Origin of the sequence: Paucimonas lemoignei (assembly GCF_004342585.1) — a bacterium.
Taxonomy (GTDB): Bacteria; Pseudomonadota; Gammaproteobacteria; order Burkholderiales; family Burkholderiaceae_D; genus Paucimonas; species Paucimonas lemoignei.
Map to the genome: position 1 here is coordinate 329,397 of NZ_SLZQ01000001.1, position 21,187 is coordinate 350,583.

24 protein-coding genes are annotated in these 21,187 nt (G+C 58.1%); 13 read left to right on the forward strand and 11 right to left on the reverse strand.

The annotated features are described in order from the left end of the window. Nucleotides 1-7 precede the first annotated feature (7 nt). The gene (locus EDC30_RS01450) at nt 8-457 is read left to right on the forward strand and encodes a PAS domain-containing protein (RefSeq protein WP_132256601.1); all 450 of its coding nucleotides are present in this window, start codon (nt 8-10) and stop codon (nt 455-457) included. 317 nt (nt 458-774) lie between these two features. Further along, complete coding sequence (locus tag EDC30_RS19385; protein WP_165973689.1) at nt 775-1,020, forward strand: hypothetical protein; 246 nt, start codon at nt 775-777, stop codon at nt 1,018-1,020. 233 nt (nt 1,021-1,253) lie between these two features. Here the strand turns inward: EDC30_RS19385 and EDC30_RS01455 are convergent, their stop codons facing one another. Next, a complete protein-coding gene (locus EDC30_RS01455; protein ID WP_132256603.1) occupies nt 1,254-1,634 on the reverse strand; it encodes a tautomerase family protein in 381 nt (126 codons plus the stop codon). Between the two features lie 253 nt (nt 1,635-1,887). After that, nucleotides 1,888-2,832, reverse strand: a complete 945-nt coding sequence (locus tag EDC30_RS01460; RefSeq protein ID WP_132256604.1) for a LysR substrate-binding domain-containing protein — start codon at nt 2,830-2,832, stop codon at nt 1,888-1,890. Nucleotides 2,833-2,930: 98 nt separating this feature from the next. On the opposite strand from EDC30_RS01460, the gene EDC30_RS19965 reads away from it, so the two are divergent. After that, nucleotides 2,931-3,182 (forward strand): YetF domain-containing protein, encoded by a 252-nt coding sequence (locus EDC30_RS19965; RefSeq protein WP_132256606.1) that lies wholly within the window; start codon nt 2,931-2,933, stop codon nt 3,180-3,182. Here the strand turns inward: EDC30_RS19965 and EDC30_RS01470 are convergent. Both EDC30_RS01470 and EDC30_RS01475 read right to left on the reverse strand, forming a co-directional pair. Continuing rightward, nucleotides 3,166-3,795 (reverse strand): response regulator transcription factor, encoded by a 630-nt coding sequence (locus EDC30_RS01470; protein WP_132256608.1) that lies wholly within the window; start codon nt 3,793-3,795, stop codon nt 3,166-3,168. The genes EDC30_RS19965 and EDC30_RS01470 overlap by 17 nt on opposite strands. Continuing rightward, on the reverse strand, nt 3,788-5,455 hold the full coding sequence (locus EDC30_RS01475) for an ATP-binding protein (RefSeq protein WP_165973691.1): 1,668 nt from the start codon (nt 5,453-5,455) through the stop codon (nt 3,788-3,790). The genes EDC30_RS01470 and EDC30_RS01475 overlap by 8 nt, the downstream gene beginning before the upstream one ends. A gap of 176 nt (nt 5,456-5,631) precedes the next feature. Here EDC30_RS01475 and EDC30_RS01480 point away from each other — a divergent pair, with 176 nt between their 5' ends. The 4 genes from EDC30_RS01480 to rnk all read left to right on the forward strand — a co-directional run bounded on the left by EDC30_RS01480 (nt 5,632) and on the right by rnk (nt 7,968). Next, nucleotides 5,632-6,114, forward strand: coding sequence for a universal stress protein (locus EDC30_RS01480; RefSeq protein ID WP_165973692.1), 483 nt, complete (start codon nt 5,632-5,634; stop codon nt 6,112-6,114). 120 nt (nt 6,115-6,234) lie between these two features. After that, nucleotides 6,235-7,164, forward strand: a complete 930-nt coding sequence (locus EDC30_RS01485; RefSeq protein ID WP_132256613.1) for a universal stress protein — start codon at nt 6,235-6,237, stop codon at nt 7,162-7,164. 13 nt (nt 7,165-7,177) lie between these two features. Continuing rightward, entirely contained in the window at nt 7,178-7,369 is a 192-nt protein-coding gene (locus tag EDC30_RS01490; RefSeq protein ID WP_132256615.1) for a hypothetical protein, read from the forward strand. Nucleotides 7,370-7,542: 173 nt separating this feature from the next. Further along, nucleotides 7,543-7,968, forward strand: a complete 426-nt coding sequence (gene rnk, locus EDC30_RS01495; RefSeq protein WP_132256616.1) for a nucleoside diphosphate kinase regulator — start codon at nt 7,543-7,545, stop codon at nt 7,966-7,968. A 23-nt stretch (nt 7,969-7,991) separates the two neighbouring features. On the opposite strand, the gene EDC30_RS01500 is transcribed toward rnk, so the two are convergent. The 4 genes from EDC30_RS01500 to EDC30_RS01515 all read right to left on the reverse strand — a co-directional run bounded on the left by EDC30_RS01500 (nt 7,992) and on the right by EDC30_RS01515 (nt 11,753). Then, the gene (locus tag EDC30_RS01500) at nt 7,992-8,618 is read right to left on the reverse strand and encodes an N-acetyltransferase (RefSeq protein WP_243656606.1); all 627 of its coding nucleotides are present in this window, start codon (nt 8,616-8,618) and stop codon (nt 7,992-7,994) included. Nucleotides 8,619-8,682: 64 nt separating this feature from the next. Next, a complete protein-coding gene (locus EDC30_RS01505; protein WP_132256618.1) occupies nt 8,683-9,561 on the reverse strand; it encodes a hypothetical protein in 879 nt (292 codons plus the stop codon). Between the two features lie 378 nt (nt 9,562-9,939). After that, nucleotides 9,940-11,133 carry a DUF3466 family protein gene (locus EDC30_RS01510; protein ID WP_132256620.1) on the reverse strand — a complete coding sequence of 398 codons (1,194 nt, stop codon included), beginning with the start codon at nt 11,131-11,133 and terminating at the stop codon, nt 9,940-9,942. 413 nt (nt 11,134-11,546) lie between these two features. Next, a complete protein-coding gene (locus EDC30_RS01515; protein WP_132256621.1) occupies nt 11,547-11,753 on the reverse strand; it encodes a hypothetical protein in 207 nt (68 codons plus the stop codon). Here EDC30_RS01515 and EDC30_RS01520 point away from each other — a divergent pair. Further along, complete coding sequence (locus EDC30_RS01520) at nt 11,743-12,222, forward strand: VOC family protein (RefSeq protein ID WP_132256623.1); 480 nt, start codon at nt 11,743-11,745, stop codon at nt 12,220-12,222. The genes EDC30_RS01515 and EDC30_RS01520 overlap by 11 nt on opposite strands. A 151-nt stretch (nt 12,223-12,373) precedes the next feature. Here the strand turns inward: EDC30_RS01520 and EDC30_RS01525 are convergent, their stop codons facing one another. From EDC30_RS01525 to paeA, 3 genes are all read right to left on the reverse strand, one after another. Continuing rightward, complete coding sequence (locus EDC30_RS01525; protein ID WP_132256625.1) at nt 12,374-12,946, reverse strand: hypothetical protein; 573 nt, start codon at nt 12,944-12,946, stop codon at nt 12,374-12,376. A gap of 327 nt (nt 12,947-13,273) precedes the next feature. Beyond that, nucleotides 13,274-14,455 carry a class C beta-lactamase gene (gene ampC, locus EDC30_RS01530; RefSeq protein ID WP_132256627.1) on the reverse strand — a complete coding sequence of 394 codons (1,182 nt, stop codon included), beginning with the start codon at nt 14,453-14,455 and terminating at the stop codon, nt 13,274-13,276. Further along, on the reverse strand, nt 14,439-15,740 hold the full coding sequence (gene paeA, locus EDC30_RS01535) for a polyamine export protein PaeA (protein WP_132256629.1): 1,302 nt from the start codon (nt 15,738-15,740) through the stop codon (nt 14,439-14,441). The genes ampC and paeA overlap by 17 nt, the downstream gene beginning before the upstream one ends. A gap of 352 nt (nt 15,741-16,092) precedes the next feature. Between paeA and EDC30_RS01540 the strand changes: the two genes are divergently transcribed. The 5 genes from EDC30_RS01540 to EDC30_RS01560 are packed head-to-tail and all read left to right on the forward strand — an operon-like array spanning nt 16,093 to nt 21,151. Continuing rightward, nucleotides 16,093-16,524 (forward strand): MarR family winged helix-turn-helix transcriptional regulator, encoded by a 432-nt coding sequence (locus tag EDC30_RS01540; protein ID WP_424446888.1) that lies wholly within the window; start codon nt 16,093-16,095, stop codon nt 16,522-16,524. A 3-nt stretch (nt 16,525-16,527) separates the two neighbouring features. Next, a complete protein-coding gene (locus EDC30_RS01545) occupies nt 16,528-18,570 on the forward strand; it encodes an FUSC family protein (RefSeq protein WP_132256632.1) in 2,043 nt (680 codons plus the stop codon). Beyond that, the gene (locus EDC30_RS01550) at nt 18,567-18,776 is read left to right on the forward strand and encodes a DUF1656 domain-containing protein (protein WP_132256634.1); all 210 of its coding nucleotides are present in this window, start codon (nt 18,567-18,569) and stop codon (nt 18,774-18,776) included. The genes EDC30_RS01545 and EDC30_RS01550 overlap by 4 nt, the downstream gene beginning before the upstream one ends. Then, a complete protein-coding gene (locus EDC30_RS01555) occupies nt 18,777-19,691 on the forward strand; it encodes an efflux RND transporter periplasmic adaptor subunit (protein WP_132256635.1) in 915 nt (304 codons plus the stop codon). Beyond that, nucleotides 19,688-21,151: an efflux transporter outer membrane subunit gene (locus EDC30_RS01560; protein ID WP_132256637.1), complete on the forward strand. Its 1,464-nt coding sequence runs from the start codon at nt 19,688-19,690 to the stop codon at nt 21,149-21,151. Before EDC30_RS01555 ends, EDC30_RS01560 begins: the two co-directional genes overlap by 4 nt. Nucleotides 21,152-21,187 lie beyond the last annotated feature (36 nt).

Below are 21,187 nucleotides of genomic sequence, written 5' to 3' on the forward strand. Positions count from 1 at the left end.
TTCCGCCATGTCGTCCCTAACTGGCCCGGTTTTGCCAAGTCTTTATCAGGATATCTTCAGGGATGTCGCCGATGCCATGATTTTTTCAGATGTCGACGGCGTCATCCGCTTATGGAATCCCGCTGCCGAGGCCGTTTTCGGATACACGGCTTCGGAAGCCATCGGGCAAAGTCTCGACCTGATTATTCCGGAGTCCCTGCGCGAGGCGCATTGGCGCGGGTATCGTCAGGCCATGAGTCGCGGCGCAACCGTGCATGGACGCCGCTCAAGCATCACGCGATCCTTGCATAAAAGCGGCCAGACCCTTTACGTTGACATGAGCTTTGCGGTGATCAGGGACGAGACAGGGAAGACAATCGGCTCGGCCGCAATGGCACGCGATGCAACGCTGCGCTACACGGAAGAGAAACGCCTGCGCCGGCAGATTGCAGCCGCTTCCGAGAATGCGGCGAAATAACTCTGGCATTTGACGGCACAGGATTGGAAACTGAAGGTGCAAAAGGAAAGGTTTCCGGCCTTGTATTCATATCCATGTCCACGCCCGCGTTCCGATATGGCGAGGAATGCGCAACCAGGGCAAGTGTCCGATCGTGAGAGCATCGAAATATTTGGGCAAATATTGCTCCATATCTTGGTAATGACTTCCTACATATGCTGTGAGAACTCTCTGTTAACCAGGCGCCTTTGAGCCTAATCAAACGATTCGGACTCTGCACGTGGTGCTATCACTATGTTACAAACAACCTGGCCGAACACTGCATTCGGAATGAAATTATGGCTTCTACACACTTTACATCCCTACGCAGCGAACAGCACAAGGCAAAGAAATCCGCGAAAGCGAATCGTTATAACGTTGTCATGAGCGCGATGGTCGAGCTCGGCCTGAAAATGATGCGGCATAAGAGCACTCTGGATGCCGCAAAATTTCTGACGGCTGCCGGCGTGCCGATCCGCGTCATTACCCGGGTACTGCTGCGCCCGGATTTGCGCAGGAACCTCAAGCGCCGGCATTTCGCCTGAGTCAGGCGCGTCCCTTTCCGTACTGACCGTCGCATTCACCAGGCGATGGCCGGTGCAGGAACCTCAGCGTGATGAAAGGCTTGGGACCTGCCATCCACGATTCTCTACTGTTTCCATTCTTCGGTGTTCCGCTACGTGCTTGATGCCTGTAGCATGAAGGCTGAAACGTCAGCATTCGAATCTGGAATCTGGAATGCAAACCGCCTCGTTAGCCCTGAAATCCTGCGCCGGTTTTACAGGTAGCAGAAGCGCCCGCCGCCCAGGGACCAGTTTTCCCATGCCGTCTCGTTGAAGCAGATCATGACGCGTTCGGGCTCAAAACCATGAGCGCCGAGCTTGCCGACGATGTCTTGAACGATTTGTCTTTTGACGGAAAATCGCCGGCCAACGGATAGAAAGATCTCGATCATCACGAAGTCCTCATTCCTCGGGCTGGTGAGATCCGGATAGCTGGCGTTGAAACGGAAGTTTTCCGGCTCCAGTTCAATCACACGGTGAAAGCGGTCTGTCTCCGGAACGCCGCTGGCCACGAGGGCAGCATGGACGGCCGACAGAATCGTATCCTTGAACTGCGCCGACTTCGGCTTTTGTACGGTGAGGGTCACTAATGGCATGGCTTTTCTCCTTGACGGGTAAACATTCGGGTCGATAGCGTTCATATGCCGTGGTATTACATGCCGATACGGGCAGCGGCTCAAACGGTATTTTTGAATGGGTCGCATTCATTTTTTAAATGCGAGTTCTTACGCCAAGGAAGGAGAGGGCAGTGCTTCCGTTTCAGGAAAGATACTGGGCGTACAGGATATGAACCAGGCATGCCAATCGACCGATGCAATCAGCCGGGGAAAGTTAATTCAGACCGGCGCGTCAGGCGGATTTCTTGAGCAGTATCTTCTCCATCTGATCGACGGTTTCCCGAACCTGGGAGATCAGCCACTCTCTGAATATCGCTACTTCGGGACGTGCATCGGACGAGGCCGCGACCAGCCAATACGCATAGTCGCTATCTCCCATCCGCTCCGTCGGCATCACCACGAGCCGCCCGTCCAGCAGCATCGGAAGAACAAGCGCAACGCGCCCCAGCGCTACGCCATGTCCATCAACCGCCAGTTGCACCAATTGATTGTAGTGATTGCAGTGCAGGTAAGACCTGGGTTTTGCGTCTTCCAGGCCGGCAGCAGCCAGCCAGTCGGACCAGCGCAGCCAGGGACGCGCGCGCGGTTCGTCGTATTCCAGCAAGACCTCGTTCAACAAGGATCGAGGCTCCTTGAAGGAGCGCTCGGCCACCGTTTTGCTTGCCATCGGCATGACTTTTTCCCCGAACAGCTTGATCGCGCCTGCAGGCACGTCGGCTTCGCGCGCATAGCGAATGGCCAGGTCGATCCCTTCCTGCTTTAAATCCAGTACGCGATTGTTCGCGGCGACCCGGACATCGATGTACGGATTGGCATCCTGAAAAGCTGCTAGCCTGGGAAAGACCCATAACGCGGTCACGCCAATCGACGCGGTAATCGTAATGGGCGGAACGCGGTCGTTATGACGCACGGCATCCGTAAACTCGGCCAGCCGTTCCATCCACGGTGAAGCCAGCGCAAAAAGGCGCTCGCCGGTTTCCGTCAAGGTGATCGCCCTGTGTCTGCGCACGAAAACCGGTGTGCCGAGATAGTCTTCCAGCGCCAGGATTTGCCGGCTGACTGCCGACTGCGTCAGGCAGAGATCGTTGGCTGCCTGGGTGATGCTCATTCGGCGCGCGACGGCCACAAAGCCACGCAGCGTATCCAATGGCGGCAGATTCAATAGCTGGCTGTCCATGTATGCACCTCATGCATCGATGTGGGTTGAAGGTTCGTGCGTCCAATTTTACTGGGTTCAACATCGGTTAGGCTGCACACTGGCCATGCATAAGGCTCATGCACCAGAGCCTTTGTACGATTCCATCATTCACTTTGCGGGAAAACTGGCAAGGGTTCGATCATCTATCTGTCGATCCTGACCTTCATGCGTGCAATCCCTTGCAAGTCGTGCGGAACGGCAGACTCATGCGCCGCAACATGCGACGCGCGTATCTTACGGAGGAAGAGTTGCTGTCCCAGTTGCGCCGGCAAGGCATCGAACGAATCGAAGACGTCAAGGCGGCATACATTTTCACGCACCTCTGCTGATCGCCAGTTCGTTTTGCAAATGCTTGCGAACCAGGTCGGCGCTATTGGCGGCATCCATTTTTTCCATGATGCGGGCCTTGTGCACTTCCGCGGTACGCACGCTAATGCCAAGCAATTCCGCGATTTCCCGGTTGTGGCGGCCGGCCACGACGAGTTCCAGAACTTCGCGTTCTCGAGGCGTCAGCGTCGCGTAGGCTTCGGCATATGCCGTAATTGCCGTGCGCTGTTTTTCCGCGCTCTCGTACTTGTCGAAAGCTTCGGAAATCGCCTTGATCAACTGGTCTTCCTGCAGGGGCTTTTCGAGAAAATCGACCGCGTGCGCGCGGAATGCCTCTCTCGCCGAATCGACGTCGCCATGTCCGGTAATGATAATCACCGGCAGCTCGGGCACTTTTTCGCGCAAAACTTTTTGCAGCGCCAGGCCATCCATGCCGGGCATGCGAATATCCAGCAACAGGCAGCCGCGCATCGTGTTGTCGCATGCCTGCAAAAACGCCTCGCTGTTCGGAAAGAACGCCGTGCTATATCCATGCAGGCTGAGCAAGAGCCCGAGGGCATCGCGCACCGCGGCATCGTCGTCGACTATATAGACTGTATTGTTCGCATTACTCATTGTCGCTCTCATGACCGGCTTTATCTTCCGGCAGGGTGATTTTCAGGACGCCATGCGGGCTCGGTTCGATGGCAAGCGTGCCGCCGTGCGTTTCAATGATCGATCGGCTGATCGCTAGGCCCAGGCCCATGCCGCTCGACTTGAGCGAGATGAACGGCTCGAAAAGCCTGGCCCGGATCTTATTCGCAATTCCCGGGCCGTTATCGGCAATGCGGATCCATATCCAGTCGCCGTCCGTTCCCGAGTCGATCACCACTTTTCTGCCCTGGCTGTCCGGCTGCTGGGATACGGCCTGGAACGCATTGGCAAGCAGGTTGCGAATCACGATCTCCAACTGCACGCGATCGCCCAGAAGGCGTGCGGCAGGAGAGTCATGCACGGTGAAGTCGATGTTTTCCTTGCGCGCCTGCTCATGGAACGGCGTTGCGGATGCCTGGATCAGCTCGGCGAGCTGCAATCGCTCAAGCCGGGTCGAGCCGGTGCGGAAAAAGTCGCGCAGGCGCTTCAGCACATTGGAGGCGCGTTCCGATTCCGCCGCCATCGCCGCGACGGTTTTCAGCAAGAGGGGATTGCCACCTTCGCGTTCGATCAGGCGGGTGCAGGCGCTGCCATAGGCGGCCAGGGCCGTGAGCGGCTGGTTGAGTTCATGCGCCAGCGCTCCCGCCATTTCGCCGGCGGCGGCCAGGCGCAGCGATTGCCTCAATTCGCTGCTGGCGCGGCGCGCGACGTCGACGGCGATCCCGATCAGAAAACCGGATAGCGTCAGGGTCAGGACAAGCATCTGCACGTCAGGCACTCTCGAAGCGTAGTTATCCGGTAAAAAGGTGGCGACGGTGACGCAAATCTCCAATGCCGCAGTCGCGGCAACTGCGCCGGCCATCCCTTGCCGCGCCGCCGCCCATGCCAATGGAAAGAACAACAGAAAATAGGTAATGGATTCTTTGGGCGGCTGCTTCAGCGCGATCCAGAGAATCAGGGCGATGAGCGAAATGTAGCCGAGTGTTTCCCAGTTATTGACCCGCCCGAAAAAATTCAGGCGCGATTCATAATCGGTCAGACAATAGGCGATCGACATGAACGTGACGATCCCGGCGATTTCCGCCACGCTGTAGCGAATGAGCGTGTTGGACCAGGCATCCACGCCGATGGCGCCGGCGCTCATGATCGCACTCGAATACAGCAGGCCGTGGCATAGGCTGACCAGCGCGACGGCAGCCGTCCAGGTGATCAAGCCCTTGTGGCTGGCTAAAAATTCTCCGTGTGCCAGGCGCCGCCGCATGAAGTAGGCAACGGCGAAGTAGCCGGGCAGCGGCAAAAGGCCGACGGCAATCGACCAGGCGAGCCGGCCCTGCAAAACCGGCACCGCATATGACGAGAGCGCGATGGCCGCCGCCAGGGGAAGCAGGGCGCGCCAACCGTTGCGCATCAGGACGAATACCGCCAGGCCGGCAGCCGGGTGCCAGATCGGATTGATGGGTTGATAGCGCATCGGCGGGCCGCACAGGATATCCAGGGATATATACGCAAGCGCAGCCCCTGTTGCCCACCAAAAATAACGCAATGAACGCAAGTCGAGCATGTCGGAGCAAGAAACGAACAAGGTGGTAATGATACCGAAGAAACGCCTTGAGTCTTTGCCGGCAATAGAGATGAGAGTCATGTCGGGCAGTACGTAAAACACGTACGTCTTCGCACCAATTTTTTTTTTCGCCGATATGGGGGATACTCTCAGTCGCGGCTTGCTTACGCCACGAACCTGTACAGAGGCCGCCCGGCGAAAAACCGGCACCGGCATCTTGGAGAACACCTGGAATGAGTGCTGCGGAATGTTTAGTTATGAAAAACGCGCCGAGAAAGCCGTACCGGCGAGTCCTCATTGCCGTCGACGGGTCAGGCAATTCGGATTGCCAGATAAGGCAGGCGCATGAACTGGCGCCCGATGCGGAACTGATCGTCGTGCATGCCATGGACCACTATCAGGGAAATCGGGCCGGCTTCAGTAATGCGTTCGATGACGAACTGCGCGAACTGCGGATCAGACAGCATGAACGTGCCCTCGATATGATGACCCGATTGCTGGAAAATTGCGGCGTACCGCTCAGGAAGGCGGTCAAGGTCGCGGAATTCGGCCATGCACCGGAACTCATCCTCGACAAGGAGCGGCAATTCGCAGCCGACCTTGTGGTCATCGGCCAGGCGTCCAAGTCCTGGTTCAGGCGACTCTTTTTCGGCGGCACGACTTCCCGCATTCTGGCGCGAACGCAGTGCGATGTGTTGATCGTGCCGGCGAAGGAACACGGCTTGACCGGCACGATGTAGCAACCAGTCACCGCGCAGTCGCTACCGGTTGTTCGAATGGGTGACGCGCATTTCCAGGGCAGGCGGACGCGGATAAGCGCATCTGCCTGACGATCCATTGAATCGGCGATAGGGCAGGCGATGTTTGTTCTTGAGCGCATTCTATTGGCGACCGACCTGACGGTACGCTCGATCAGCGCCGAGTTGCGGGCGGCACAGCTTTGTGAAGATCTGCGGCTTGATTCGCTGGACGTGATGACGGTACGGCGTACGTACGCCGCCAACTGGTTCGACCGCTTGCGCAGCAATGCCGTGCTGGCCAGTCCGGATTCCGACAGGGACCAGGTGCAGCGCCAGTTCCGGTTCGCGCAAAGCCGGATCCGCGCCAGACATGCAATCCAATGCCATTACTCGATTCGCTCCGGTGACGTGCCGACGGCGATCATTGGCATGGCCGATGAAACCGATGCCGGCATGATCGTTGTCGGCCATGAGAGGCGTAGCCGCCTTGGAAATTTACTGGGTTCGACGGCGGAACGTTTATTGGGCGTGGCCGACCGGCCATTGCTGCTGGTGCGGAATCAGCCATGCAGCCCGTACCGGACGGTGCTGATTCCGGTGGACTTTTCCCTGGAAGCGCTTAACGCCGCGAGACTGGCGTTGTCGATCGCCCCGGATGCGCACCATGTATTTTTGCATGCGTTTCGCATGGGAGAAGAAGGGCAGATGCGCGAGGCCGGGCTGAGCGAAGCTGTTATCGGCGACTACCGTAGTAAGCGCTGGGCACAGGCTGCGCAGGACCTTGAGCAGTTCATCGCGGAACTCGGGCCTGTGCGACAAACGATAACAGGTGAAATCGCCTATGGCTGGACGGTGCCGATGATCGCTGCCGTCGCGAACAAGATTAATCCAGACCTGATTGTGCTGGGCAAGCATAGCGCTTCTCGCACGGAAGAGTTTTTGACCGGGAATGTGACCAGGCGCGCGATCAGCCAGACATCCGGCGACGTACTGGTAATTCCCAGAATGGATCCCGGTAAAGACAGCTGGTTCGAGCGACCGGCGGCATAGTAAAGGAGTGGAAATGAAAGATAAATTACTTGATTCACGCCCGATAGCTTCTGCACTGCGACATAAATCGCGGCGCGATATCAAACATAAAAGACGTTTGGCCATGACCCTGGTCGATCAGCGTGCTCGCTACAGGAATGTCGTGCGGATTGTCGCCGCAAGCGCGGTGGCATTCGGGTTCCTGGCCAGCAGCGTTTGGGAATGATTTTTGATTAAAACGTACGGACCGGTGATTGGCAATCGGGGGGATGGCCCCGATTGACGTAATCCGTAAGTAAAACCCGTACGTATGCTTACCAATTACGCAAACGCCAGGTATGGCAGATACTTGTTCCAATACCCTGGCCTTGCATTTCTAACTGAAATAGATTTATAGATATGAACGCCCCTTTAGAGATAGAGCAATTCAAATTTATCGTGACGACCTTCGATCTGGAACGGATCGAAGAGTACTGCTCGAATTTCAATTACCGAAATCTCGATGAGATCAAATCATTGAGGGAAAAGCTGGACCTTGCGGACATCGTGTCGCCTCAGGAAGTGCCGGCGGACGTGGTGACGATGCATTCGACTGTCACGTTCTTTGAGCGTGCGGCGGATGCGGAGTACCAATATACGCTGGTGTATCCTGGGGTGGTAAATCCCGCCGGTACGATATCCGTCTTTACGCCGGTAGGCAGCGCATTGCTCGGCATGTCGAAAGGACAAACGCTCAACTGGCGCATGCCCGGCAGGCGCGAGCTATGCCTGCGCGTTCTCGATGTGACCAATCAGCCGGAAGCGGCGGGCATGTACTACAGATAGCCACTGCCGGCTTCATTCACACCCTACGGGCCTGGAGGAAGGAGCATGCCGGTCTTTTCGGCGAACTGCTCCTTTTTCCAGCCGCTTCCCAGTAAAACCATCCGCGTGTGCAGATCGCCGAGGGCATGATGTTCGATTTCCTTGCCCAGAAACTGTAGGCGCTTGTCCCGCAACTCGACATAAAACAGTTCATGCCGACTTCCCAGCGAATGCCACAAGGCGTGCGCGGCCGGCGACTGGCGAGCGCCGCTCACGAGGCATTGCCCATTTTTCTCCAGCCACCATCGATAAACCGCAGTCGCGATACCGCGGCGCTGATAGGCGTCGTGATACTTGGAATGCGGGGCGCGCAAATGCTTGTCCGCCCGCTTGTCGAGTTCTATCAATCGATTGAACACGGTGTATCCTGCCAGGCGCTGGCGTACCGTGTCGCGAACGTAAACGTAGTGTTCGCCATCGCTTTCGCGATAGTGGAATGCCAGGCCGGGGTAGGGGATGTCAAGCAAAGGCAGATCGTAAAGCGCATCGCCTGGACGATTCAGGCGGCGATTGATAACGTCCAGCTCATTTTGAAAACCGGACGATTCGCGCTCGACATCGATGCGCAGTCCCAGCGGGAGCAGATGCCAAGGCAAGCAGGGTAATGTCAAGCTATGCAAAATGCCTCCAAATTCCAGGCGGGGCAGGCGGGGGATTGCCAATTCGCGTCCGCCGCTAAAGTCGGTCACCGGGTTTGCCGGCCCACCATCCGCTCATCAGGCGATTCGGCTTGTTAGCGGCCTTAACCTGGGCGCTCGTTTTCCAGTCTTCGATGTGCACCATCAAGCCGGCGTATATCCCGTAGCCGTCGCCGACCTGTATTTCCTCTCCGGCCAGCACGCTTTCGCCAGCCTTGATGGCGCCATCGGTGAGGATGTTCCTGCCGGCCCTGATGCCCCATTTCGTTTCGAGATGGCTGATGCTCCGGATATCTTCGCCGGCCTCGATGCCCTGTTCGGCGCGAATGCCGCCCAGGCTATTGATCGATCCGCCGATTCGTATGCCCTTGCCGCACTGGACCGAGCCTTTGACGATGGCATCCTGTCCGACATGCATGGCGCCGGTGACGGTCAAGTCGGCCTCACATATCAAGTCCCATTCGCAACGCAGGTCACCGCCTGTCTTTAGTATTCCCTGGACTTCGATGCCCCATGCAGCCCTGACGTCGCCCGTGACGTCCATCGAGCCACCGCTGCGCACGCTGCCGGCAACCCGGATATCGTCGCCGCACGCGATGGACTGCCCGGCGTGAATGCCACCACCGGCACGAATCCCGCGTCCCGTGCATAAGGCCGTGTCGACTTCTATGTTTCCTTTTACTTCAAGCGTGCCGGCAAACACGATAGCGTCGGCATCGATGCTGTCTACCGCAAGCACTGCATCGGTCGGGCCGAACTGATTCAGCAGCCAGATGGCGTCGTTGACACGTCCTGCGGCGACGAGCGAGTCGAGCAGCGGCTGATAGTCGGAACCTTCGTGGTGGTGACGCAGAAACCATCTGAATCCATCGGTGCATGGGCGCTTGGATTTGATGAATTCCTTGGTGAGATCCATGGTGTTTCGAAAATAAAGTGAACCCGCCAGGAGTCGCGCGGATAACCTGGGCCCGGTGTTCCGTGGCTTGGGAGCTGAAAAGGCCAGCAGTCAAGAAAGCGATCTAGTATCGGCTTTCCTGGCGGATTTTTAAATTCGGGAACGTACGTACGTGTTTTGCTTAGCAAGGTCGACTTGCGCCAGGCGAGTGAAATGAAAGCTGGCGCAAAACGCTGGCTGGCGCGTTTTTCAGGCGTGGTGAATTATGCAGACGGCGCACTGCCGGTAAGCGCTGACGCCAAGGGGGATAATTTGCTGGAAGGCGCGCAAGTGACTCGTGCGCCCCGGGGCGGACTCCGGCTAATCGCCCCGGGAATTTCAGGCAGACAGGTGTTGGACTTACTTGCGCGGATGTTTCGGGCCTTGCATGGGCGGGCCGTTTCGGCCGCCGCACGATGGCGTCAACAGAAACGCGCGGAAGCGCTCGTCTCCCCTGATGTAACCATAGCCGACGATCTGGCCGCTGTTGTTAATGGCGGTCGCCTCCAGCAGAACCCATCCCGAATTACGAACTTCCGGCAGGTGGTTGAGGTTGATCATCCTGCCGTTCTCATACAGGAAAGCCTGCGAATACGTACTGTAGTTGAGTGGATCATAAGGCAGATTGTTGACCCTGCTGGATCCCACGATCTGGCCGGCATTGTTGATGGCTTTCGCCACGCTGGTCGATCCGCCCAGTGTGCCCAGGTCCCTCATGGCACTGCCGTCATGGAAAAACGCATGCGACCGGTTATTGCCCGCAAGGTCACTGGTTCCGACGATGTGGCCAGTATCGTTGATGCCGTAGGCAGTGCTGTTGGCGCCGCCCAGCGTGCCGAGGTCGATCATCCTGCCGCCGCGATAGACAAAGGCGCGCGTCGCCGCATCGCCGGCGACCTGACTGGTTCCCACCACGTAGCCGCCGGTGTTGATGCCGTAGGCGCTACTGTTGCTGCCGCCAAGGGTGCCGAGATCCGCCATCCTGCCGCCGCTGTAGAGAAAGGCGCGATAGGGGGCCGGATCGGTTCTGGGATTAGCGCCGGGAGTAAAGCTTGCCTGGCTTCGTCCGACCAGCTGGCCGGCGTTGTTGACGGCATAGCCATAGCTGTTGCTGCCGCCAAGCGTGCCGAGATCGCGCATGGCGCCGCCGCTATAAATAAACGCGTGATTTATTGCAAAATTGCCGCCGAATTCGACGTAACTCGTACCGGCAATCTGCCCTACGTTATTGATCGCATATCCTGTCGCACTTGCTTCGGATGTCGGGCCCATCAGGGTGCCCAGGTCAGTCATGGTGCCGCCGTTATACAGGAAGGCGTGATTGCTGGGTTCCCCTGTGAAGGATGTGATGCTGTCTCCGACAATCTGGACGGAATCGTTGATGCCGAATGCGCGGGCGGTTTCAAAAACGATCGGACGGGGCGATTGATTTTTCAGGGTGCCCAGGTCGGTGAAGGCATAACTTCCGGATGCGGCTTGCGATGGTGCTGCCAGAACGGTTAAGGCGCCAGTGCAGAGAGTTAGACAGAATTTATTCCAGGACCACTTGCTCATTTCCTCTCCTTAAGGAGTTTCGCCTATGAAAAATTTTTTCTAGCGAAACATTGAATGTGGACATGCCACTTTGGTAATTGCAAGCCGGACTTGTTGATGACAAGAGGCTATAAATTGCACGATCGTGCAAAGGGCAGCGTACCTTTTGGCAGCCTTGAGCAAATGACCTTAATCAATGCTTTTGGTCAGTAGTGGAAAATAGGAATTGATTTTCATGCAGCGGATATGTGGCGTGTAACAAAAATCGAGCCTGTTCGATTTTTGAATTCAACTTGTGAATATCTCGCCAACGGGAATTTATTTGTTGTCGCCAACGCCTGAAGTTTTGATCCGACCGAAATTTGTCCTAATGTCCGAATGATTTCGACCGAGCTGATGTTCATCAGTCACCGCAAAGCACGGTTCACCAAACGCTACCCCAGCTTGTTGTCCGCGACATGATGGTACGGGTTTTCAAACTGATGGGCGCCGTCTTCAGGCGGATGCTCACTTTGCTGCATGAAATTGATATGGCTGTTTCCGGAAAAACCGCGCGGTAAGCTGTTAGAGTGTCGTGGTTTTTTATGCAACACCCGCAGATATTTCCCTTCAAAATAAAGGAGAAACAAGATGGTCAGCAAGAACACGATTTGCCTTTGGTATGACGGCGCCGCGCTCGAGGCCGCGACATTTTATGCCGAGACCTTCCCGGACAGCGAAGTGGTAGCGGTCCATCGGGCGCCCGCTGATTATCCCTCGGGTAAAGAGGGCGATGTGCTGACGGTCGAGTTCACGGTCATGGGCATTCCTTGTCTGGGTTTGAACGGTGGGCCGGTATTCAAGCATAGCGAGGCATTTTCCTTCCAGGTGGCCACCGATGACCAGGCTGAAACAGATCGCTTGTGGGATGCGATCGTTGGAAACGGCGGCCAGGAAAGCGCCTGCGGCTGGTGCAAGGATAAATGGGGATTGTCGTGGCAGATCACGCCGCGCGCCTTGACTGCGGCGATCACCGACCCCGACCCCGCCGCTGCGAAGCGTGCGTTCGAAGCGATGATGGAGATGACAAAAATTGATATCGCACGGATCGAAGCGGCTCGGCGCGGCTGAGTGTCTGCCTGGCGGGCGCGGAGGCCAACGCAACAGGAAGCCGGAAGCAAACCGCACCGCGATTGCATGCCTGCCGGACGTGCCGGTCGGTTGCAGCCCGCTTGCTGTCTGCTGAGCGCCCGCTTCTCGCTCAATTACTTCAACGGACAACCTACCTCACATAAAATGGCGGGACGCCGTAGATTTCAAGCCCCGTTTGCGTGACGACCGGGGTTGCCCAGAGGTTGGAGTAGGACTTCTGAGCACATGTGCCATCGTATTGCCGTTCCGATCTGATTGCATATTGCTGAAATGTTGGATTCTCGTCGCTGATATAGGCAGTCCAGGCGTCCCCCTGTTTGGTGGGCGCGAAGTAGAAGTGGGAGCCGTGTGCCGGAGGACTGTAAGGCGCCGCAGCGGCAGGCGATGCGGCACCTTCGCTGACGGGCGCGGTCGGCGAAGCGCCGATCAGGGCTTGGCCGGTGCAATTTGCCGACTCGTAGTAAAGCGGCACAAATCTCCAGGTCAGGCCGCTCGATACTGGGCGTCGTAGCGTATAGTCCCAGTGCGCGTCCGTATAAATCCTGACTGTCTGTCCGCCATACAGGACAACCACGGAATCACCCTTGAATTGCCCGATTTCCCTGCCTGTACTGTCGACAAGGTCTGGCTGGGCTTGCGCCCAGGCGGCGGATGTAGCTGCGGCAACCATGGTGAATGCTGTTGCGCGAATAAATTTGTTCATGGTGTTCTCCACTTGCGCGAATTTCGATCGTGAGCATTTTGAAAATCAAGGCTCACGATTCAGCCTAGCGCTTGCTTTTCCGTTTAGAAGAACGTTCAGGAAATATGGGCCTGATCTTTATCAAGCTGTAGCAAATGAATTTGAACTTCCCATTGAGGACAAAACGGTCCGCCCGGCAATTCAGGAACTGTGCGGTGCAGATTTGAAATGGTGTGAGAACATGGTTGTCGTGCTTTCGCAGGCGAGGTCGACCTCCATGGTCCACGCCTCGCGTTCTAGCTGCGATCGGCTTCTCGATCCCGGCCCAGATCGGACACCTGGAGCTTGTTACCGGCTTTCCTCTGACACAATGGCGCGGTCCAATTCCGCCAGAATCCTGTGCGCGGCTTTTACGCGCGCGGCGACGGGATAGTTTTTATTGGCCAGCATAACGATGCCAATGCGCCGGGCAGGAATAAATGCCACGTAGGCGCCGAATCCATTCGTCGAGCCGGTTTTATTGAACAGCATGTCCTGTCGCGAAGTCCGAGGTGCAACGAGCCGGGTTACCGGTGCCGCTTCATATGTCATTCGCGGGGAATTACCATCGAGAAGACGCCGGAGCGAAGTCGGATAGGTGTACATTTCCCATCCCAGTCCCTGTCGCATGTCGCCGGTATCGAAATATGCGCTCTGCGTTGCGGCCACCGCCTCGCTGAAATCCTTGTCCAGCGCCTTGCTATCGATCTGGGCTTCGGCAAACCGGATCAAATCGGCGGCGGACGTTTTCACGCCGTACGCTTCGGAATCCAGGACGCCCGGACTTACCCGGATCGCCTTGCCATCCCCGGCGTAGCCCCAGGCATAATCATTCATGCGCTCATTCGGAATCCTGAGATAAGTATTGCGTAGGCCGAATGCGGGAAACACCGTTTTTTCCATCAGGGTGTCAAACGGCTGGCCGATGCTTTTCGCCGCCAGGTGGCCGCACAGGCCGATACTGGGATTCGAATACAGGCGGCGGGAGCCGGGAGGGAATTCAGGGCGCCATGCCTTGAAATACGAAATCATCGTCGCCGAATTCGTGACCGACGCCGGGAACTGCAAGGGCAGGCCGCCCGCGGTGAACGTGCATAGTTCAAGCAGGCTGATTGCGTCGAAACTGCTGCCGGACAGTTCATCCAGATAACGACCGGCGCTATCCGCGAGAGATAGATTGCCGCGCGCATGCGCATATGCGACGAGCGTTGCGGTAAACACCTTGCTGACCGAGCCAATCTCGAAAAGCGTGTTTTTGGTGACCTTGGTTCCTGTCTCTTTCGAGGCTACGCCATATTGAAAGAATTGGCGCTTTCCTCCAAAAGTGATGGCAACGGCCATTCCCGGCACGTCGTTCTCCGCCATCACCGAATGGATAGTTGTATTGACAACTTTCTCGATAGCCGGGCGCTCAGCGGTCTTGCCGGCGAACGCATTCGCTGCAAGTAGCGCGACAGCAGTGGCGATGAGGCGATTAAGGCGCGATGGCATCGACGCGTTTCACCAGCAACTGGTCAATACGGTAGTGATCCACGTCGACCACTTCGAAGCGCATGCCGGCATATTCGACGCTGTCGGTCGGCTTGGGCACTTTGCGCAGCATGTACATCATGAAACCGGCGGCGGTTTCATAATTTTCCTCTTCAGGCAGCGATCCCAGGTCGAGCATGCGCTTCATGTCGGCCACCGGCGTGCTGCCGTCGACCAGCCACGAGCCGTCATTGCGCTGCAGGATCTGGTTATTGACTTCAATCGCGCTTCCCCAGTTGCCCATTACGGTCAGCATGATATCGCTGAGGGTAATCACGCCGACGACGAGCGCATATTCATTGATCACTACCGCGAAGGTTTCCTTTGTCGCGCGGAAGCGGTCGAGCAGCTCCGACAGGGTCAGCGAATCCGGAATGATCAGGACGGTACGGATGCTGGATTCATTCAGCTGGAACACCGACTGCTTGTTCAGGAGTCGCACCAGGATGTCTCTCGTATCGACATAGCCGATGACCCGGTCGATCACGCCGTCGCACACCGGGAACTTGGATAAAGGATACGAGGCGATCTTCTGGCGAATGCCTTCTTCGCTTTCGTTCAGGTTGAAGAAGACGACGTTATCCCGCATGGTCATCGTCGAGGTGACGGAGCGGGATTCCAGTTCGAAGACGTTCTCGATGAAATGCTGCTCCTGTTTCTGCAGCACGCCGGCCTGCGCGCCGGCTTCGACGACCGCTGATATTTCATCGAAGGTAATCCGGTCTTCCCGCGTCGTCTCGATACGAAACAGCCGGAACAGGAGGTTTGCCACCAGGTTGAGCGCCCAGGACAGCGGCCGGCAGATGCGGATGATGAAAAGTACGGGATGAATCACGGCGACCGCGATGCGTTCCGGCGCGATCATCGCCAGGCGTTTCGGCATCAGGTCGGAAAACAGGATGAACAGCGTGGTGACGAACACAAAGGAAAGCGCGAAAGCGATGTTTTCGGCGCCTGGGCCATCGTACACCGCCGATAGCCATTCCATGAAAAAAGGACGCAGCGCGCCTTCGCCCAGAATGCCGCCCAGGATAGCGATCGCGTTGAGTCCGATCTGTGACGTGGCAAAGAAGTCGGCGGATTGCGTCTGCAGGGCCATGACCTTCAGGGCGCGCTCGTCGCCGGCTTCGGCCAGCAGTTTAAGTTTGATCTTGCGGGCGCCGGCTAACGATATTTCGGTCAGGGAAAGAAAGCCGGCAGCAAGCACCAGTACCGCCAATAGGGAGAGATGTTGGAACAAGCTCACAAGGCACCTGATACAGTAATTTGGGTCATTTGAATTGACCTGGAACCGCGTCATCCTGATTCACCGCACAGAAGCTTGGCAGTCTTGCCGAAAGAATCTTGAAGAATGGATAACGCGCCTATTACTTTAACATATGGCAAGTGTTTGAGTCGGTGGGCCAGGTCGAGCGCTATGTTTTATATGACAAATTTCCCCATGGTTTTATACCCATGTCTGCTTGCAGCTTCCCCATGCGAGCAGGCTTTGGCGCCAACCGTATGATTACGCCATCTGCTTCGGATGCAAATAGTTCGCATCCGAAGTAAAATGGCCGGTGATGGAAACCTATGACCAAACACTAATGGCGCTGACTATGGCGTTGACGCAAGTTTCGCGCTCCTATAAATCTGCAGCCGACAAGTTCGCGGCCGGCTACGAGTTGTCGCAGGCAACCGTGTGGCCGGTCATCATGATTGCCCGCCTTGGCGGTTGCGTGCGGCCCGGGCAGCTGGCTGATGCGCTGGGACTGGAGCCCTCGTCGATTGTGCGTTTGATCGACCACCTGGTTGACGCCGGCCTGGTCAAGCGCAGCGAAGACGCCAGCGATCGCCGCGCCAGAGCCCTCAGGCTGACTAGCGAAGGCAAGCGCCGGGCTGTGCAGCTGGAAAAAGCATTGGTCATCTTTCGACGTGAATTATTCCAGGGGATGCCGGAGTCGGACGTCAAGGCCTGTCTCAGGGTTCTGCATTCGCTGGGCGCGGCAGTTGATGGTTATGAGGCTAGAGCGAACGCCAAAGGCGCATAACCTATGAGCTGGCCCAACCGGAATGAGCTGATATATTCGCTGAAATGCTTTGCCGCGGCGATGCTCGCGCTGTACATCGCCTTGCGCATCGGCTTGGCGAGGCCGTTCTGGTCCATGCTGACAGCTTATGTCGTGGCCCACCCGCTGTCAGGCCCGGTGCGTTCGAAGGCGGTCTATCGCGTTGCCGGCACCTTCGTCGGCTCATCGATGACCATCGTCATGGTGCCGCTCCTGGCGAATGCGCCCGAAATCCTGTCCCTGGCTTTGGCTTTGTGGGTGGCGGGATGCCTGTATGTTTCTTTGCTGGACCGTACGCCGCGTGCCTATGCGTTCATGCTCGCCGGCTATACAGCTGCGTTGATCGGCTTTCCCGCCGTGATTGATCCCGCCACCATCTTCGACGTGGCGCTGGCCCGGGTCGAGGAGATCATGCTCGGCATTCTCTGTGCCACGGTGATTCACAGCCTGTTCTTTCCTCGCAGTCTAGGCCCGGTGCTTGCGAGGCGGCTTGAGCGAGCCGTCATTGATGCCAGAAAATGGATGCAGGATGCATTGCGGGGCGCATCGCAGGATGGGGAATCACGCGACCGCGGCAAGCTGGCGGCGGACATTACCGAGCTGCGCCTGTTGTCTACCCATCTGCCGTTCGATACCTCGCATCTGCGCTGGACGTCGAGTGCCATCGGCCAGCTGCATGACAGGCTGTCGGCACTGGTGCCCCTGTTGTCGGGGGTTGAAGACCGCGTGCGTGAGTTGCGCAAGATTCATCCCGAGTCGCTGTCAGGCCCATGGAGCGCGGCACTGGAGCAGGTAGAGCAGTGGGCGCTGCAGGATGCGAGCGATCTGGCAAGCGATGCTTCCCGCGCCGCGGAACTGCGCGACACCATCCTTGCGCTCGCGCCGCCAGTCAATGCCGATACGACCTGGGAAGAGGCGATGAAGATCAATCTGGCCGTGCGCCTGGTTGGATTGACATATGCGTGGCAGGAGTGCCGCCAGTTGCGGCATGAAATCGAAGCCGGGCTGAAGGGACATCCCGTGGCGACGAAGGAAGAGCGCATACGCCTGAGTCCTAGCGTGTTGCATCGGGATCGCGGCATGGCCTTGCTTTCCGCCGCGGCGGCAGCGATTGCCATCATGGCTTGTTGCGCATTCTGGATCGTTACCGCCTGGCCCCTGGGTTATGCGGCCGCCATGATGGCCGCCGTGTTTTGCAGTCTCTTTGCGACCCAGGACGATCCCGTGCCCGGAATGAAGCTATTCATGCAATTCACGCTATGGTCGATTCCGATGTCGGCGCTGTACTTGCTGGTCATCCTTCCAGCCGTACATAACTTCGAATCGTTGTTGCTGGTATTGGCGCCGCTTTATATCGTGCTGGGCGTGTTGATTGCGCGGCCGAGCACCGGAGGAAAGGCCATGGCCTTCCTGTTTGGCGTGTCCGGGACGCTTAGCATGATGGACACGGGCACGGCGGACTTGGCATCTTTCCTCAATTTCACAATCGGGCAACTTGCGGGCATTGGTGCCGCCATGTTGTTTACGCGCTTGTTGCGCACGGTGAGCGCAGAACATACGGCCCGCCGCTTACTGCGTGCCGGGTGGCGCGAGCTTGCCGGCCTTGCGCGTTCGGCGCGCCCGCCGTCCGTGACCGAGGTTTCCGCGCGCATGCTTGATCGCATCGCATTGCTCACGCCACGGCTAGCCATGGCGCCTGTCCATGAAAATCTTGTCGCAGTGGATGCGTTGAGGGACTTGCGCGTCGGCCTGAATATGACGCAGTTGATAACGAGCCCTGAGGAAATCCGCCGGCGGCTGCCGATTTTGCATGTTTTGCTAAATAGCTTGTCCGAACATTTTCGGACCATGCCTGATCGACCGGCAGCGGCTGAGCCGGGTTTGCTCGATAAGCTGGACGAGGCGCTGCAGGAAACTTGCGCCCTGGCCCAGCGCGACATGGTGGCGGCGCTGGTCGGCATCCGGCGGGATTTGTTCCCGGACGCCCGGCCATATCAGATGGCATCGGCAGTGGAGAAAGGACTATGAGCGGCGAGTTTAACCTGTATGGCTTGTACGTGCCCTGGCTGTTGGTGCAATCGCTGCTGGCCCTGGCGCTTTCCCGAGGCATGTCGTGGGTTCTGGCGCGTCTCGGCTTTTACCGCCTGGTCTGGCACCCGGCACTGTTCGATGCGGCGCTGTTCGTTCTTATTCTGGGCGCGCTGGTATTTCTTTCTTCGACCGGATTTTATTAAATGGCGAGCAAATTTTCTCTAGCGGCGATCGGCCGAATTTCGGTAACTCTGTTACTAGTGGCAGCAGCAATTCTGGTGGGCCAGCGCCTCTGGCGCCACTATGAGGTCGAACCGTGGACACGTGACGGAAGGGTAAAAGCCTATGTCATCCAGATCGCGCCGGACGTGACCGGTCCGGTTGTTGCCGTGCACGTGCACGACAACCAGCAAGTCAAAGCGGGCGATGTCCTGTTTGAAATCGACCGCGCGCGTTTCGAACTGGCGCTGCGGCAGGCGGAGGCCTCGGTACAGGGCGCGCGCGCCACCCTGGCGCAAGCCCAGCGTGAAGCCCGCCGAAACGCTCAATTGCGCGACCTGGTAGCGCAGGAAGTGCGCGAGCAGGGACTGGCGAAAGTGGATCAGGCGCAGGCGCAGCTTTCCCAGTCGCTGGTCAACCTCGAGACGGCCAAGCTGAATCTGGCGCGTACGCGCGTCGTCACGCCGGTTAATGGCATTGTCACCAATCTCGATTTGCGGCAGGGCGCCTATGTCACGGCCTCTCGTCCGGTGCTGGCGCTGATTGACAGCGATTCATTCTACGTAGAAGGATATTTCGAGGAAACGAAGCTGCCGGCGATTCATGTCGGTGACCGCGTATCTGTGTCGCTGATGGGGCAAAATGACGATCTTTCCGGGCATGTCGACAGTTTTGCGGAAGGCATCGTCGATCGTGACCGCAGCACGGGGAGCAATCTGCTGCCGAACGTGAACCCGACGTTCAACTGGGTACGGCTGGCGCAGCGGATTCCCGTGCGGATTGCCATCGACCGCATTCCGCCGGGCGTGCGCCTGGTGGCAGGGCAGACTGCTACCGTCAAGGTGCTCGCAGGCAGCAAGGAATCCCGACAGGCGCCGAAGGATGACGCGAAATCATGAGGAAACCCTTCATCTTGCGATGGCTTGTCTGGCGCACGCTGTGCGCTGTGGTTCTGTGTGCCGCCGCGACTGCCTGCACCGTGGTCGGCCCGAACTATCATGTTCCGGAAAATGCAGCCATCCATCGGAACGCCGCAGCCGCCGGATTTGATGCCGGCAAGGAGACATCCTTCTCGGCGAATCCTTTGCCGCCAAAATGGTGGCAGCTATATCGCGATCCGAAGCTCGACAGCTTGATCGAGAAAGCCTTCGCCGCCAATACCGACTTGCGCATCGCCGCCGCCAATCTGGCGCGCGCGCATGCAGCACTTGAGGAAGTGGCCGACGCGCGCAATCCTGTCATCACCGCCAACGCCGGACCGAATTATGGCCGCGAGTCCGGGGCAGCCCTTGGTTCGCCCGTGCCTTTGCCCAATCAGGGAGGATACGATGTTGGCGCACGGGTGTCTTACCAGGTCGACTTGTTCGGCAAGATCGCCAGGGCGGTCGAGGCTGCGCGTGCCGACGAGCAGGCGGCGCAGGCTGGCCGTGATCTGGCGCACGTGACGGTGGCAGCCGATACTGCCCGCGCGTATGCCGATGTCTGCTCGACCAATCGGCAAATGAGCGTGGCCCAGCGATCCATCGATTTGCAGAGCAAGTTTGTCGGGCTGACGGAAAAAAGCGTGCGAGCCGGGCGCGGCAGCCCGCTTGACGTCAGCCGGGCACGCGCGCAGCTCGAGCAGTTGCGCGCCGCCTTGCCGCCGCTACAGTCGCAGCATCGGGTCGCGCTTTACCGGCTTGCGGTGCTGACCGGCGAGGTGCCGGGCACGATCGGCAGGGATATTGCCGAATGCCGGACTCCGCCGCGCCTGAATACGCCAATTCCGGTTGGCGATGGCGCCGCGCTGTTGCGGCGGCGCCCGGACATTCGGCAGGCCGAGCGCGCGCTCGCCGGCGCGACTGCGCGCATCGGCGTGGCGACGGCCGACCTGTATCCCAGCATCAGCCTTGGCCTTTCCGCCGGCAGCACCGGCCTGCTATCGCAATTCGGCGCGGCCAATGCATTCCGCTGGAGCCTGGGTTCGCTGATCAGCTGGACTTTGCCAATGACCGGTCCGGCACGCAGCCGCATCGCGCAAGCGGAAGCGGGGAGCGAAGCGGCGCTGGCGCGTTTTGATGCGACTGTTCTGAATGCCTTGCGTGAAACCGAAAGCGCGCTGACAGTCTATGCGCGCGGACTGGATCGCAATGCGCGTCTGAGATCCGCGCGAGACCAGAGCGCGCTTGCTTCGCAACAGGCTCACAAACTATACGACTACGGACGCACCGACTTTCTCACGGCGCTCGACGCCGACCGCAGCCTGGCGAATGCGGAAAGCGCGTTGGCGTCGTCGGATGCGCAATTGGTGGCGGACCAGGTCGCACTGTTTCTTGCGCTGGGTGGGGGCTGGGAATCGGAATCCGGGTTACAAGAGTAATATATTTGCCAACCTCGCGTCCAACCTCGCCAGGGA

Coding starts and splice junctions, on each gene's coding strand:
- EDC30_RS01450 (WP_132256601.1), top strand. CDS start 8: ATGTCGTCCCTAACTGGCCCGGTTTTGCCAAGTCTTTATCAGGATATC.
- EDC30_RS19385 (WP_165973689.1), top strand. CDS start 775: ATGGCTTCTACACACTTTACATCCCTACGCAGCGAACAGCACAAGGCA.
- EDC30_RS01455 (WP_132256603.1), bottom strand. CDS start 1,634: ATGCCATTAGTGACCCTCACCGTACAAAAGCCGAAGTCGGCGCAGTTC.
- EDC30_RS01460 (WP_132256604.1), bottom strand. CDS start 2,832: ATGGACAGCCAGCTATTGAATCTGCCGCCATTGGATACGCTGCGTGGC.
- EDC30_RS19965 (WP_132256606.1), top strand. CDS start 2,931: ATGCACCAGAGCCTTTGTACGATTCCATCATTCACTTTGCGGGAAAAC.
- EDC30_RS01470 (WP_132256608.1), bottom strand. CDS start 3,795: ATGAGTAATGCGAACAATACAGTCTATATAGTCGACGACGATGCCGCG.
- EDC30_RS01475 (WP_165973691.1), bottom strand. CDS start 5,455: ATGACTCTCATCTCTATTGCCGGCAAAGACTCAAGGCGTTTCTTCGGT.
- EDC30_RS01480 (WP_165973692.1), top strand. CDS start 5,632: ATGAAAAACGCGCCGAGAAAGCCGTACCGGCGAGTCCTCATTGCCGTC.
- EDC30_RS01485 (WP_132256613.1), top strand. CDS start 6,235: ATGTTTGTTCTTGAGCGCATTCTATTGGCGACCGACCTGACGGTACGC.
- EDC30_RS01490 (WP_132256615.1), top strand. CDS start 7,178: ATGAAAGATAAATTACTTGATTCACGCCCGATAGCTTCTGCACTGCGA.
- rnk (WP_132256616.1), top strand. CDS start 7,543: ATGAACGCCCCTTTAGAGATAGAGCAATTCAAATTTATCGTGACGACC.
- EDC30_RS01505 (WP_132256618.1), bottom strand. CDS start 9,561: ATGGATCTCACCAAGGAATTCATCAAATCCAAGCGCCCATGCACCGAT.
- EDC30_RS01510 (WP_132256620.1), bottom strand. CDS start 11,133: ATGAGCAAGTGGTCCTGGAATAAATTCTGTCTAACTCTCTGCACTGGC.
- EDC30_RS01520 (WP_132256623.1), top strand. CDS start 11,743: ATGGTCAGCAAGAACACGATTTGCCTTTGGTATGACGGCGCCGCGCTC.
- EDC30_RS01525 (WP_132256625.1), bottom strand. CDS start 12,946: ATGAACAAATTTATTCGCGCAACAGCATTCACCATGGTTGCCGCAGCT.
- ampC (WP_132256627.1), bottom strand. CDS start 14,455: ATGCCATCGCGCCTTAATCGCCTCATCGCCACTGCTGTCGCGCTACTT.
- EDC30_RS01540 (WP_424446888.1), top strand. CDS start 16,093: ATGGCGTTGACGCAAGTTTCGCGCTCCTATAAATCTGCAGCCGACAAG.
- EDC30_RS01545 (WP_132256632.1), top strand. CDS start 16,528: ATGAGCTGGCCCAACCGGAATGAGCTGATATATTCGCTGAAATGCTTT.
- EDC30_RS01550 (WP_132256634.1), top strand. CDS start 18,567: ATGAGCGGCGAGTTTAACCTGTATGGCTTGTACGTGCCCTGGCTGTTG.
- EDC30_RS01555 (WP_132256635.1), top strand. CDS start 18,777: ATGGCGAGCAAATTTTCTCTAGCGGCGATCGGCCGAATTTCGGTAACT.
- EDC30_RS01560 (WP_132256637.1), top strand. CDS start 19,688: ATGAGGAAACCCTTCATCTTGCGATGGCTTGTCTGGCGCACGCTGTGC.